Below are 13,967 nucleotides of genomic sequence, written 5' to 3'. Positions count from 1 at the left end.
GGCGTACGTCCCGAGGAAGGCGATCCCGGCCCATGCGACTCGTCATGAACGAACCCGTCGAGCGGATGGAGAGCCCCTACCGCCGGCGGTGGTGGGCGCTCCTCGTGCTCTGCCTCAGCCTGCTGATCATCGTGATGGCGAACACCGCCCTCACGGTCGCCGCGCCCGACATGACCCAGGACCTGGGCCTGTCCAGCGCGGACCTCCAGTGGGTCATCGACGGCTACACCGTCCCGTACGCGGCGCTGATGCTCCTGCTCGGCGCCATCGGCGACAAGTACAGCCGCCGCGGCGCCCTGATCCTGGGGCTCGTCGTCTTCGGCGGTGGCGCGGTCTACGGCTCCCTCGCCGACAGCTCCACGGCGGTCATCGCGGCCCGCGCCGTGATGGGCGTCGGCGCGGCGCTCATCATGCCCGCGACCCTCTCGCTGCTCGCGGCCACCTTCCCGCGCGCCGAGCGCGCCAAGGCGATCACCCTGTGGACCGCCACCGCCGGCCTCGCCATCGCGGCCGGGCCGCTGGTCGCCGGCGCGCTCCTGGAGGACCGCGGCTGGTCGTCGACGTTCCTGATCAACGTGCCCGTCGTCGCCGTCGCGCTCGTCGGCGCCCTCGTCCTCGTACCGCCGTCCAAGTCCGGTCACCGCGAGCGGATCGACTACGTCGGCGGCCTGCTGTCGGTGGTCTGGATCGGCGCGCTCGTCTACATGATCATCGAGGGGCCGCACTTCGGCTGGGGCGTGAAGGCCCTCACCGCCGCGGTCGTCGCGGGCGCGGGTCTCGTCGCCTTCGTCCTGTGGGAGCTGCGCCATCCGCGCCCGGTGCTGGACGTCCGCCGCTTCGGCAACCGCCGGTTCGCGGGCTCCAACCTCGCCGTGGCCCTGTTCTTCCTGGCCGTCTTCGGCGCGTTCTACTACCTCACCCAGCACCTCCAGTTCGTCCTCGGCTACGACGCCCTGGACACCGGCCTGCGCATGCTGCCGCTGGCCGGCGCGGTCTTCGTCGGCTCGGCGCTGACGGGCTACCTCACTCCGCGCGTCGGCATGAAGTGGACGGTCAGTGCCGGCATGGTCGGCGGCACCACCGCCCTCGCGCTCCTCGCTTCGGTGGACGCCACCTCCTCCTACGGCGACTTCGTGGCGCCCCTGGTCATCCTCGGCCTCTCCATCGGGCTGGCCCTCTCGCCCTGCACCGACGCGATCATGGGGGCGTTCCCCGAGTCGCAGCTCGGCGTCGGCGGCGCCGTGAACGACACCTCGCTGGAGCTCGGCGGCTCGCTCGGCATCGCGATCCTGGGCTCGCTGCTGGCGACGTCGTACGGCGACCACCTCGCCGACGCCACGGCGGGCAGCAAGCTGCCGGCGTCCTCGCTGGCCACGGCGCAGGACTCGGTCGGCGCGGGCTACGCGGTCGCCCGGGGTCTCGGCGACAAGGCCCGCGAGCTGGCGGGGCAGGCCTCCCACGCCACCGATCCGCAGCAGGCCGCGCAGCTCAAGGCGCAGGCGGACCAGCTCGCCCGGGGCGCCCACAGCATGTCGGACGCGGTCGCCTCCTCCTTCTCCGACGCGGTCGCCCACACCAGCCTGGTCGGAGCGGTGATCCTCGGCGCGGGCACGATCCTGGTCGCACTGCTGCTGCCGCGCCACGACAAGAGCGCCGACCCGGCCGAGGCCTCCGACCCGACCGGGCCTTCCGACCCGGCCGAGCCGTCCGACCCGGCTGACCCGGGCGAGCCGAGCGACTCCTCCGAGCCCGACCGGGAGGCGGCGACCAGCGGGGCGCGCTGAGCCGGCCCGGCCCAAGGTCCGTGATCCCCCAACGGGGCCGCCACCGAACCGTGGATCTCCCGCGGCCCGGTGGCGGCCCCGCTGCTCCTGCCCGACGAAGCAGCCGCTGCCGTGCGGGAGCACCCGCGACCGTGCGTCACCTCGCAAACTAAGCGCACGACCGATCGTGCACATCGCTCATCTGTGGCAGGATGACGGAGTGAACGAGCCGGTACAGCGTGCGGGGACGGGGACACGGGTGCGGGACGGGCGGCTGCTGCGCGGCGTCCGGAGCCGGCAGGTGGTCGCCCGGCGGGCCGCAGACGTGGCCTCCGTGGAAGGGCTCAACGGGCTCAGCATCGGACGGCTGGCCGCCGATCTGGGCCTGAGCAAGAGCGGGGTCCAGACGCTGTTCGGGACGAAGGAGCGGCTCCAGTTGGCCGCCGTGGACTTCGCCCAGCAGGCCTTCGTCGAGGCGGTCGTACGGCCCGCGTCCGCCGCCCCGCGCGGAGCGGCCCGGCTGCGCTCGCTGGTCGAGCACTGGATCGCCTACGTCGAGGCACCGTTGTTCCCCGGCGGCTGCTTCTGGGCCGCCAACCTCGCCGACTTCGACAGCCGTCCCGGCGCCGTCCGCGACGCCCTCGCCGCCCAGCACCACGGCTGGCTCGCCCTGCTCGCCGGGGAGTTCCGGGAGGCCGTACGCGCGGGCGAGGCCGCGCCCCTGGACGCCGACCTCACCGCCTTCCAGCTGGACGCGGTCCTCACCGCCGCGAACATCGCCCTGCGCCTCGGTGACTCGGGCGCGGTGGACAAGCCGCGGCGCGTCCTGGCGGAGCTCATCGGTCCGCCCGTCTGACCTCCTCGTCGAGGCGCGACAACTCCGCCGCCGCCGGCACCGGTCCGGCCGCTGCCGCCACAGCGAAAGAGGTGCACGACGACGTCGATCGTGCCCACCTCGCCGGTCGAGCGGAAGCCGCTGTTGCCTTGACGTCGGCGTCAAGCCGTACGTTCGTGGCATGCGAATCGGCGAGCTGGCCGCTCGGGTCGGGACCACGACCCGGACGCTGCGGTACTACGAGTCACGGGGGCTGCTGCCCGCGCGTCGCGACGAGCAGGGCTACCGGTCCTACGACGAGCGCGATCTGCGGCTGCTGCAACAGATCAGGACGCTGCAGGACTTCGGGTTCGACCTGGAGGAGACGCGGCCCTTCGTGGAGTGTCTGCGGGCTGGGCACCCGGAGGGCGACTCCTGCCCCGCGTCCCTCGTGGTCTACCGGCGCAAGCTGGACGAACTGGACGCGCTGATCGGTGATCTGCGGGCGGTGCGGGAGAAGGTCGCCCAGCAGCTCGCACGGGCCGAGCGGGCGCGCGACGAGCTGGGCGCCGAGTCGCTGGTTCCGGGGGGTCCGGAACCGGGGTGCGAACTGGGAGGGCAGGAGCTGTGATCAAGGCAGCGGGTGTGGCCGAGGTGACGGACGCGGACTTCGAGCGGGAGGTGATCGGGGCCCCGCTTCCGGTGCTGGTGGAGTTCACCGCCGACTGGTGTCCGCCGTGCCGGCAGATGGGGCCGGTGCTCACCGCCCTCGCCGCGGAGGAGGGCGAGCGGTTCAAGGTCGTCCAGCTGGACGTGGACACCAATCCGGAGACCACGAACGCCTACAAGGTGCTGTCCATGCCGACCTTCATGCTGTTCCGTGACGGCGAGCCCGTGAAGGCGATGGTGGGGGCGCGCCCCAAGCGCAGGCTCCTGGAGGAGCTCTCCGACGTGCTGTAGGGGTGTGCGGCCATCGCCCCGGACACGAAGAAATCCCCCGAGCAATTGCGCTCGGGGGATTTCCTTGCGTATATTGAATAGTTCGCGACTTCAAGGAGATCGAGTCGCAAAGAAGTTCAGTGAACACAGTATATCCGGGCGGGAGCAGAATTGTCAAACACGTCGAACTCCGAATTGCCAGACGGTGAAATCCGCAGCGAACAGGAATTCATCGACGGGGTGTACGCGCACGTGGACGCGCTGCGCGGGGACACCGAGACCTCCGTCAAGGACGCCCTCGCCCAGGGCCACACCCCCAGGCAGGCCAGGCTGGAGCGGGACATCCTCGTCGCCGAACGCTCCGGGCTGCTCGCCGCGCTGAACGCGGTGGAGGGCTCGCTCTGCTTCGGCCGCATCGACCTGACCTCCGGCGCCGGTCACCACATCGGCCGGATCGGCCTGCGCACCGACGACGCGGACCGCACCCCGATCCTCATCGACTGGCGGGCCGACGTCGCCCGCCCCTTCTACCTGGCCACCGGCCACACCCCGATGGGACTGCGCAGGCGCCGCCACATCACCACCGAGGGCCGCCGGGTCACCGCCCTGCACGACGAGATCCTCGACCTGGGCGACGCCACCCGCACCGGCCACGAGGACCCCACCGGCGACGCCGTGCTGCTCGCCGCGCTGGACGCGGCCCGCACCGGCCGCATGCACGACATCGTGCAGACCATCCAGGCCGAGCAGGACGAGATCATCCGCGCCCCCCACCGCGGGGTGCTGGTGGTCGAGGGCGGCCCGGGCACCGGCAAGACCGCGGTCGCCCTGCACAGGGCCGCGTACCTGTTGTACGAGCACCGCGAACTGCTCGCCAAGCGGGCCGTCCTGATCGTCGGCCCCAACCCCGCCTTCCTCGGCTACATCGGCGAGGTGCTGCCCTCCCTCGGCGAGACGGGCGTCCTGCTCGCCACGGTCGGCGAACTGTTCCCCGGTGTGCGGGCGACGGCCACGGACACCCCCGAGGCGGCCGCCGTGAAGGGCCACGCGCGGATGGCCGACGTGCTCGCCGCCGTCGTACGGGACCGGCAGGCGCTGCCCGACCCGGTGATCGCGATCGAGCACGACCGCGAGGTCCTGATGCTCGACGACGGCCTGGTGGGCGTCGCCCGCGAGCGCACGCGAGAGGCGAAGCTGCCGCACAACGCGGCCCGCGAGCACTTCGAGGGCCACATCCTCAACACCCTCACCGAGCTCTACGCCGAACGCGTCGGCACCGACCCCTACGACGGCTCCAGCCTGCTCGACCCCAGCGACATCACCCAGATCCGCGACGAACTCGCCGAGAACCCGGAGGTCTGGTCCGCGATCGACCAGTTGTGGCCGCGCCTGACCCCGCAGCGCCTGGTCTCCGACTTCCTCGCCGAACCCGAGGGGTACGTCGGCGCCGAGGACGCGGCCGCGATCCGCCGCCCGGTGACGCGGGCGTGGACCGTGGCGGACGTACCGCTGCTCGACGAGGCGGCCGAACTGCTCGGGGAGGACGACCGCTTGGCGCGTGCGCGCGCCGAGCGCGAACGGGAGACCCAGATCGCGTACGCGCAGGGCGTCCTCGATGTCTCCTACGCCTCCCGGACCTACGAGTTCGACGACAAGGAGGACGACGACCCGGACTCCTCCGAGGTGCTGTCCGCCCACGACATCATCGACGCCGAACGGTTCGCCGAACGCCAGGAGGAGGACGACCACCGCAGCGCCGCCGAGCGCGCGGCGGCCGACCGCACCTGGGCGTTCGGCCACATCATCGTCGACGAGGCGCAGGAGTTGTCGCCGATGGCGTGGCGGCTGCTCATGCGGCGCAGCCCGACCCGCTCGATGACCCTGGTCGGCGACCCCGCGCAGACCGCGGAGGCGGCCGGCGTCGGCGCGTGGGCCGACATCCTCCAGCCGTACCTGGAGGACCGCTGGGAGCACACCCGCCTCGGCGTCAACTACCGCACCCCCGCCGAGATCATGGAGATCGCGGCGGCCGTGGTCCGCGCCGAGCACCCCGGCTTCGAACCGCCGAGTTCGGTGCGCTCCACGGGGGTACGGCCCTGGCTGCGCGCCACCGACGACCTGCCCGGCGCCGTCGCCAAGGCGGTCGAGGAGCTCACCCCCGCCGAGGGGCGGCTCGCGGTGATCGCCCCGCGCGACCTGCACCGCGGGCTCGCCGCGCGGCTCGACGGGGTGACCGCGGGCGCGGAACCCGACCTGACCCGTACCGTCGTCCTGCTGGACCCCCGCCAGTCCAAGGGCCTCGAGTTCGACTCGGTGCTCGTGGTCGAACCGGGGCGGTACGGCACGAGCGACCTGTACGTGGCGCTGACCCGCGCCACGCAGCGACTGGGCGTGCTGCACACGGGTTCCGTGCCCCCGGCGCTGGCCGAGGCATTCGCGTAAGGATCCGGAATCGTGTAGGAGCCGTAACAGTTCGTGACACGATCACTGCGTGTGCACGGCCGGTGCGGTAAGCGTTGCGGTATGGACGTCCATCCTTACGCCACCGCACCGGCCGACAGCCCCACGCTGGCGTCACTGCCGGTGGAACCGCTGCTCACCGCGGAGTTCGACACCGATCCCGGCGCGGTGTACGCACGGCTGCGGCACACCTACGGTCCGATCGCACCGGTCGGCCTGTTAGGCGTACCGGTGTGGCTGGTCCTCGGCTACCGCGAGGTCCTGGAAGTGCTCAGGAACGAGAGCCAGTGGCGGCGCGACATCCGCTACTGGCGGGCGCGGGCGCAGGGTCACCTGCCCGCCGACTGGCCGCTGCTCGCCGGGTACGAGGTGCGGCAGACGATGTTCATGGACGAGGAGGAGCACCAGGCGGCGCGGCGCACCCTGCACACGGCCCTCGGTCCCTTCCGGGACACGGCGGGTCCCGAGGGCTGGGGGCTGCGGGCGGCCGTCGAACGCTACGCCGACGACCTCGTCGCCCTGCTCGCCGCGGAGTCGGGCACCTCCGGCTTCGCCGACCTCGGCGCGCAGTACACCCGGCCGCTGCTGTTGATGGTCACCACCCGGCTGTTCGGCTGCCCGGTCGAGCTCGGCGACGAACTGGTCATGGAAATGTGGCGGATGCTGGACGGCGGCCCCGACGCCGGGCCCGCCACCGCACGCGCGCTGGCCGCGATGACGAGGCTCGCCGCTCACCGCAGGGCCCGCCCCGGCGACGACCTCACCTCGTACATGCTGCTCGCCGACCCAGAGCTGAGCGACGAACAGCTCGGCCGGGAGCTGTTCATGAACGCCGTCTACCTCAACGACATCACCGGCAACATGGTCCTCAACACCCTGCTGGAGGTCCTGCGCGGCAACGTCACCGTGCGGCGCAGCCTGTCCGCCGGGCAGCTCGGGGAGACGGTGAACCGGGCCGCGCTCGCCAACCCGCCCGTCGCCAACATGTGCTTCCGCTTCGCCGCGCGGGACACCCGGCTCGGTGAGTTCTGGGTGCGGGCCGGGGACGCCGTCTCGCCGTCCGCGGCGGCCGCGCACCAGGACCTGCTGGCCATCGGCTCCTCGCACATGGTCGGCACCGCCGTCAGCACCCGCGCCCACCTGGGCTGGGGCGCCGGACCCCACCAGTGCCCGACCGCCGCCCGGGAGTTGGGCGCCCTGATCGTGAACACCGCCGTCGGCCGTGTCTTCGACCACCTCACCAAGGTCGAACTGACCCTCCCGCACGACCAGTTGCCCTGGCGTGCGGGCCCGGTGGTCCGGGGCCTGCGCCTGCTTCCGGTGCGCTACGAACTGGCGGCCACCGCCCCCTCCGCCCGCCGACCGGAGCCGGTCCCCGCCACCACCGGCGCCCACACCGGCGACGGCCACGCCAGGGGACTGCTGGCGGCCCTGCGACGGCTGATGCAGGGCGGTAAGAACTGACAACAGGCGTCCGGGTCCCCCTGTCACAAGGGGGAACCGGACGCCTCGCCGTCCCCGGCTCAGGCCGGGCGCAGCCAGACCGTCGCCAGGGGTGGCAGTGTCAGGCGGATGCTGGCCGGGCGGCCGTGCCGGCCCGTCGCCTCCGGCTTGATCGCGTCGGGGTTGGTGACGTCGCTGCCGCCGTAGCGGGCGGCGTCGGTGTTGAGGACCTCCAGCCAGGCGGGGACGTCGTCGGGGACGCCGAGGGGGTAGTCGTGGCGGACCGTGGGGGAGAAGTTGCTGACGGCGAGCAGCGGGGTGCCGTCGGCGTCGTGGCGCAGGAAGGCGAAGACGTTGTCGTCGGCCGCGTCACCGACGATCCAGCCGAACCCGGAGGGGTCGGTGTCCCGCTCCCACAGGGCGGGCGTGTCACGGTAGACCGTGTTGAGGTCGCGCACCAGGTCACGCACGCCCCGGTGGTCGGCCTCCGCACCGTACGCGGGATCCAGCAGCCACCAGTCCGGACCGTGCGCCTCCGACCACTCGGCGCCCTGGGCGAACTCCTGCCCCATGAACAGCAGCTGCTTGCCGGGATGGGCCCACATGAAGCCCAGGTACGCCCGGTGGTTCGCGCGCTGCTGCCACCAGTCGCCCGGCATCTTCGACACCAGCGCGCGCTTGCCGTGGACGACCTCGTCGTGGGAGATCGGCAGGACGTAGTTCTCGCTGTAGGCGTACACCATCGAGAAGGTCATCTCGTGGTGGTGGTACTTGCGGTGGATCGGCTCGTGGCTCAGGTACTGGAGCGAGTCGTGCATCCAGCCCATGTTCCACTTCAGGCCGAACCCGAGCCCCCCGAAGCCGCTCGGACCCTGATGGTGCGTGGCCCGGGTGACACCGTCCCAGGCGGTCGACTCCTCCGCGATCGTCACCACGCCCGGCACCCGCCGGTACACCGTGGCGTTCATCTCCTGGAGGAAGGCGACCGCGTCCAGGTTCTCCCGGCCGCCGTGCTCGTTCGGCGTCCACTGGCCCGCCTCGCGCGAGTAGTCCAGGTACAGCATCGAGGCGACCGCGTCCACGCGCAGGCCGTCGATGTGGAACTCCTCGCACCAGTACACCGCGTTGGCGACCAGGAAGTTGCGCACCTCACGGCGGCCGAAGTCGAACTCCAGCGTGCCCCAGTCGGGGTGCGCGGCCCGCAACGGGTCCTCGTGCTCGTACAGGGGGCGCCCGTCGAACTCGGCGAGCGCCCAGTCGTCGCGCGGGAAGTGCGCGGGCACCCAGTCCATCAGGACGCCGATGCCGGCCCGGTGCAGCGCGTCCACCAGGTACTTGAAGTCGTCGGGGGTGCCCAGCCGGGCGGTCGGCGCGTAGAAACCGGTGACCTGGTAGCCCCAGGAACCGCCGAAGGGATGCTCGGCGACCGGCATCAGCTCCACGTGCGTGAAGCCGAGGTCCTTGACGTACGTGGGGAGCTGCTCGGCGAGTTGACTGTACGTCAGTCCTGGTCGCCAGGACGGCAGGTGCACCTCGTACACCGAGAACGGGCCCTCGTGCGCGGGGCGCTCGGCGCGCTGCGCGAGCCACTCCGCGTCACCCCACTCGTGCCGCGAGGCGTGCACGATCGACGCGGTCTCCGGCGGAACCTGGGTGCGGCGGGCCAGCGGGTCGGCGCGCAGGGTCTTCGTGCCGTCGGGCCGGGTGATCTCGAACTTGTACTGCTCGCCCTCGCCGATGCCCGGCACGAACAGCTCCCAGACACCGGAGCCGCCCAGCGAGCGCATCGGGAACCCGGTGCCGTCCCAGTAGTTGAAGGTGCCGGCCACCCGCACACCCCGGGCGTTGGGCGCCCAGACCGTGAACCGGGTGCCGGTCACGCCCTGGTGCGTCATCGGCTCCGCGCCCAGCGCCCGCCACAGCTCCTCGTGCCGGCCCTCGCCGATCAGGTGCAGGTCGAGCTCGCCCAGCGCGGGCAGGAAGCCGTAGGCGTCCTCGGTGTCCTGGACCGTGCCCTCGTAGGTGACGAGGAGACGGTACGGCGGGACCTCGGTCAGCGGGAGCAGGCCCGAGAAGAAACCGTCCCCGTCGTCGTGCAGCTCGGCGCGCAGATCACCGGCTACGACGGTGACGGCCAGCGCGTACGGCCGCAGGGCCCGGAACACCACGCCGTCGGCGACCGGGTGTGCGCCGAGCACGGAGTGGGGGGCGTGGTGCGTGCCGTCGAGCAGCCGGTCGCGGTCGCCGCCGTCGAGCGCGGGGGAGAAGGCCACGGGCTGGGGGCGGACCGGCTCGTCCTGCGGGGACGCCTGCTGCGGGATGAGCTTCTTGGCGGGTGCCTTCCTGGCCGGCGCCTGCTTCGCCGGTGCCTTCTTGGCCACGGCCTTCTTCGTCACGGCCTTCTCGGCCACCGTCTTCTTGGCCACCGCCTTCTTGGTGACCGCCTTCTTCGCGACCGCCTTCTTGGCCACGGTCTGCTTCGTCGCGGTCTGCTGGGACGCGGTGGTCACGGTCTTCTTGGTCGTGGCCTTCTTCGCCGGTGCCGTCGTCTTCGCGGCCGTCTCCTTGGCCGCGGCCTTCTTGGCGACCGCCTTCTTCGCGGTGGCCGTCTTCTTCGCCGCGACCGTCTTCTTCGCCGGGGCCGTCTTCTTGGCCGCCGTCTTCTCGCCCGTCGTGGCCTTCTTCACCGTCGCCGTCTTCTTCGCGGCCGCCGCCTTCTTCGTCGTGCTCTTCTTCTGTTTCGGTACAGCCGCCGGCTGCTCGGTGCTCTGCTCCTCGGCCGTCTTCTTCGGGTGCGGACCGCTGGACGGGGGACTGGGGGTCACGGACAGTGCCTCCTGGGCGAAGGAAGGTGAGGGTGGGTCAGGACAGGTCGGGTGAGGCGAGGCGGCGTATCGCGGAGAGGGGGACCTCGAGCCAGTCGGGGCGGTGACGGGCCTCGTAGACCACCTCGTAGACCGCCTTGTCGGTCTCGTAGGCCCGCAGCAGCACCGGGTCGGTGCGCGGGTCGACGCCGCTGACCTCGGCGTACCCGGAGCAGTACGCCGCACGGCACGCCTCGGCCCAGCCGGGCGTCGGCGGGGTGGCCGAGTGGGCGGCGTAGTCGAAGGAGCGCAGCATGCCGGCGACGTCCCGCACCGCCGGCTGCGGCATCCTCCGTTCGGCCAGCGGCCTGGCCGGCTCCCCCTCGAAATCGATCAGCGACCACTGACCGGAGGACGCCCGAAGGCACTGCCCGAGATGCAGGTCGCCGTGGATGCGCTGGGCCGTCCAGGCGTGGCCCTCGGCCGCCAGGCCGGCCAGCGCCTCGAAGGCGGAGTGCAGCCCCGGCACGTACGGGCGCAGGGCGGGCACCGCCTGCGCCGCCGCGTCGAGGCGTTCGACCATGCCGTCGACCAGCGGCTGGAGCTGGGCCTGCCCCAGGGTGACCGTGGGCAGCGCGCGGGCGAGGGCCGTGTGCACCTCGGCGGTGGCCCGCCCGAGCGCCCTGGCCTCCCCGGCGAAGTCCTCGCCCTTGGCCAGCTCCCGCAGCGCCATCTCCCACCCGTCGGCCGCACCCTGCACGAACGGCTGGAGCACGCCGAGGACGTACGACTCCCCGTCGAGGTCCGCGTGCATCCACGCCGTCGGCTCGGGCACCCGGGGGCAGCCCTCGCGCGCCAGCGCCAGCGGCAGCTCCAGATCGGGGTTGACGCCGGGCACGACCCGACGCAACAGCTTCAGAATGAACGTATCTCCGTACACGACCGAGGAGTTGGACTGCTCGGAGGTCACCATGCGGGGCACCAGGCCCGACCGGATCTCCCGGTCGGGGGCCCGGTCGAAACGCAGACCGCCGATACGGGCCCGGGCGCGCAGCGCCTCCAGGAGAACCTCGGCGGGCCGCAGGTCGTACAACGCGTCGTACACCGTTCCTCCGGCGAGCGGTCCCTCCTCCACATGACCGATCAGCGCGGGCGCCAGCCGGGGCGGCAGCGCCTCGCGCACGCCTATGTAGAGCTGGTAGCAGTCACCGGGCTGGGTGGGGGCGCCCAGCACGGGTGGCTGATGGGCGCGCACGAGCAGGTGGTACAGGCCGAGACGGGTGCCGGTCGGCAGCAGCTCGGTGGCGGCCACCAGGGTGAATCCGGTGACCGGACGTCCCTTGCCCGCGAACCAGCGCTGGCGCGGGAGCCACTCCCGCAACAGCGGATCCAGTGACGCGAGAAGACTGGGGGTCGTCGTGCTGGATCGTGTGACAGTGTCCGCCATGGCGTCACGTCCTTTCCCCGGGGGCGGTCGGGGTGCTACTGATGCGTGCCCCGGGTGGGGCAGTGGAAACCGCCCCACCCGGCCGTTCTACGCGGCGTCCTTGCGGAGCCGCAGCCAGTAGAAGCCGTGGCCCGCCATGGTCAGCAGGTACGGCAGTTCGCCGATCGCGGGGAAGCGCACCCCGCCGAACAGCTCGACCGGGTGCCGTCCGTTGAACCTGCTCAGGTCCAGCTCGGTGGGCTGGGCGAACCGGGAGAAGTTGTTCACGCACAGCACCAGGTCGTCCTCGTATTCACGCAGGAAGGCGAGGACCGCCGGGTTCGACGACTGCAACTCGGTGTAGGAGCCGAGGCCGAAGGCGGGGTTCTGCTTGCGGATCTCGATCATGCGGCGGGTCCAGTGCAGCAGCGACGAGGGCGACGACATGGACGCCTCGACGTTGGTGACCTGGAAGCCGTAGACGGGGTCCATGATGGTCGGCAGGGACAGCCGTCCGGGGTCACAGGACGAAAAACCTGCGTTGCGATCAGGTGTCCACTGCATCGGCGTGCGGACGGCGTCGCGGTCGCCGAGCCAGATGTTGTCGCCCATGCCGATCTCGTCGCCGTAGTAGAGGATCGGCGAGCCCGGCAGGGACAGCAGCAGGGCGGTGAACAGCTCGATCTGGTTGCGGTCGTTGTCGAGGAGGGGCGCGAGGCGGCGGCGGATGCCGATGTTGGCGCGCATGCGCGGATCTTTCGCGTACTCCGCGTACATGTAGTCGCGCTCTTCGTCGGTGACCATTTCGAGCGTGAGCTCGTCGTGGTTGCGCAGGAAGATGCCCCACTGGCAGCCGGCGGGGATCGCGGGCGTCTTGGCGAGGATCTCCGAGACGGGGTAGCGCGACTCGCGGCGCACGGCCATGAAGATGCGGGGCATGACGGGGAAGTGGAACGCCATGTGGCACTCGTCGCCGCCGGAGGCGTAGTCGCCGAAGTAGTCGACGACGTCCTCGGGCCACTGGTTGGCCTCCGCCAGCAGCACGGTGTCCGGGTAGTGGGCGTCGATCTCCTTGCGCACACGCTTGAGGAACTCGTGGGTGGCCGGCAGGTTCTCGCAGTTGGTGCCCTCCTGCTGGTACAGGTACGGCACCGCGTCCAGCCGGAACCCGTCGATGCCGAGGTCCAGCCAGAACCGCAGCGCGGAGATCATCTCCTCCTGCACGGCCGGGTTCTCGTAGTTGAGGTCCGGCTGGTGGGAGAAGAAGCGGTGCCAGAAGTACTGCTTGCGGACCGGGTCGAAGGTCCAGTTGGACGCCTCGGTGTCGACGAAGATGATCCGCGCGTCCTGGAACTGCTTGTCGTCGTCGGCCCACACGTAGTAGTCGCCGTAGGGTCCGTCCGGGTTGGCGCGGGACTCCTGGAACCACGGGTGCTGGTCGCTGGTGTGGTTCATGACGAAGTCGATGATGACGCGCATGCCGCGCTGGTGGGCGGCGTCGACGAACTCGACGAAGTCGGCGAGGTCACCGAACTCGGGCAGGACGGCGGTGTAGTCGGAGACGTCGTAGCCGCCGTCACGCAGGGGTGACTTGAAGAAGGGCGGCAGCCAGAGGCAGTCGACGCCGAGCCACTGGAGGTAGTCCAGTTTCGCGGTGATGCCCTTGAGGTCGCCGACGCCGTCGCCGTTGCTGTCCTGGAAGGAGCGGACCAGGACCTCGTAGAAGACGGCGCGCTTGAACCAGTCCGGGTCCCGGTCCTTGGCGGGTGTGTCCTCGAAGGTGTCCGGGACGGGCTCGTTGACGATCATGATGTGGGTGACCCTCCGATCTGCGGGGTGGACGGTCGCAGAACCGTCAGCACGTGCGCCGGCCGGTCACCCGGTTCGAGACGCACGTAGTTGGCCCTGCCCCAGTGGTAGGTCTCGCCGGTGAGCTCGTCACGCACCGGCACCGACTCGTGCCATTCCAGGCCGAGTTGCGGCATGTCCAACGAGACCGTGGCCTCCTGGGTGTGGTGAGGGTCGAGGTTGACGACCACCAGAACCGTGTTCGAACCCTGCCGTTTCGAATACGCGATCACCGCTTCCTTGTCCGTCTGGTGGAAGTGGAGATCACGCAGCTGCCGCAGGGCCGGGTTGTTCCGCCGGATGGTGTTGAGGCGGGTGATGAGGGGGGCGAGGGTGCGGCCCTCGCGGGCGGCGGCCTCCCAGTCGCGGGGGCGTAGCTGGTACTTCTCGGAGTCGAGGTATTCCTCGCTGCCTTCGCGCAGGGGGGTGTTCTCGCAGAGTTCGTAGCCGCTGTAGATGCCCCAGGTGGG

At 71.3% G+C, this 13,967-nt stretch carries 9 protein-coding genes and 1 pseudogene; 6 read left to right on the top strand and 4 right to left on the bottom strand.

What is annotated here, in order from left to right; all coding sequences use genetic code 11:
* Positions 1-32 precede the first annotated feature (32 nt).
* The 6 genes from ACGFNV_RS06910 to ACGFNV_RS06885 all read left to right on the top strand — a co-directional run bounded on the left by ACGFNV_RS06910 (position 33) and on the right by ACGFNV_RS06885 (position 7,440).
* Positions 33-1,784 (top strand): MFS transporter, encoded by a 1,752-nt coding sequence (locus tag ACGFNV_RS06910; protein WP_393620089.1) that lies wholly within the window; start codon positions 33-35, stop codon positions 1,782-1,784.
* A gap of 199 nt (positions 1,785-1,983) precedes the next feature.
* Positions 1,984-2,619, top strand: coding sequence for a TetR/AcrR family transcriptional regulator (locus ACGFNV_RS06905; protein ID WP_393620087.1), 636 nt, complete (start codon positions 1,984-1,986; stop codon positions 2,617-2,619).
* A gap of 160 nt (positions 2,620-2,779) precedes the next feature.
* The gene (locus tag ACGFNV_RS06900) at positions 2,780-3,208 is read left to right on the top strand and encodes a MerR family transcriptional regulator (RefSeq protein ID WP_393620085.1); all 429 of its coding nucleotides are present in this window, start codon (positions 2,780-2,782) and stop codon (positions 3,206-3,208) included.
* On the top strand, positions 3,205-3,537 hold the full coding sequence (locus ACGFNV_RS06895) for a thioredoxin family protein (protein WP_393620084.1): 333 nt from the start codon (positions 3,205-3,207) through the stop codon (positions 3,535-3,537). The genes ACGFNV_RS06900 and ACGFNV_RS06895 overlap by 4 nt, the downstream gene beginning before the upstream one ends.
* A 189-nt stretch (positions 3,538-3,726) precedes the next feature.
* Entirely contained in the window at positions 3,727-5,958 is a 2,232-nt protein-coding gene (locus tag ACGFNV_RS06890; protein ID WP_393621439.1) for a HelD family protein, read from the top strand.
* Positions 5,959-6,039: 81 nt separating this feature from the next.
* Complete coding sequence (locus tag ACGFNV_RS06885; protein ID WP_393620083.1) at positions 6,040-7,440, top strand: cytochrome; 1,401 nt, start codon at positions 6,040-6,042, stop codon at positions 7,438-7,440.
* Between the two features lie 59 nt (positions 7,441-7,499).
* On the opposite strand, the gene glgB is transcribed toward ACGFNV_RS06885, so the two are convergent.
* The 4 genes and pseudogenes from glgB to ACGFNV_RS06865 all read right to left on the bottom strand — a co-directional run.
* A complete protein-coding gene (gene glgB, locus ACGFNV_RS06880; protein ID WP_393620081.1) occupies positions 7,500-10,244 on the bottom strand; it encodes a 1,4-alpha-glucan branching enzyme in 2,745 nt (914 codons plus the stop codon).
* 37 nt (positions 10,245-10,281) lie between these two features.
* A complete protein-coding gene (locus ACGFNV_RS06875) occupies positions 10,282-11,670 on the bottom strand; it encodes a maltokinase (protein ID WP_393620079.1) in 1,389 nt (462 codons plus the stop codon).
* Between the two features lie 87 nt (positions 11,671-11,757).
* Positions 11,758-13,458, bottom strand: coding sequence for a maltose alpha-D-glucosyltransferase (gene treS, locus ACGFNV_RS06870; RefSeq protein WP_393620077.1), 1,701 nt, complete (start codon positions 13,456-13,458; stop codon positions 11,758-11,760).
* Positions 13,455-13,967 (bottom strand): annotated as a pseudogene (locus ACGFNV_RS06865) (alpha-1,4-glucan--maltose-1-phosphate maltosyltransferase); the annotation flags it as partial. The pseudogene ACGFNV_RS06865 and the gene treS, both read right to left, overlap by 4 nt.

The organism is Streptomyces sp. NPDC048751 (assembly GCF_043198595.1).
Taxonomy (GTDB): domain Bacteria; phylum Actinomycetota; class Actinomycetes; order Streptomycetales; family Streptomycetaceae; genus Streptomyces.
Note: the sequence above shows the minus strand (reverse complement) of the source record. Positions and strands in the feature narration are given on the sequence as shown.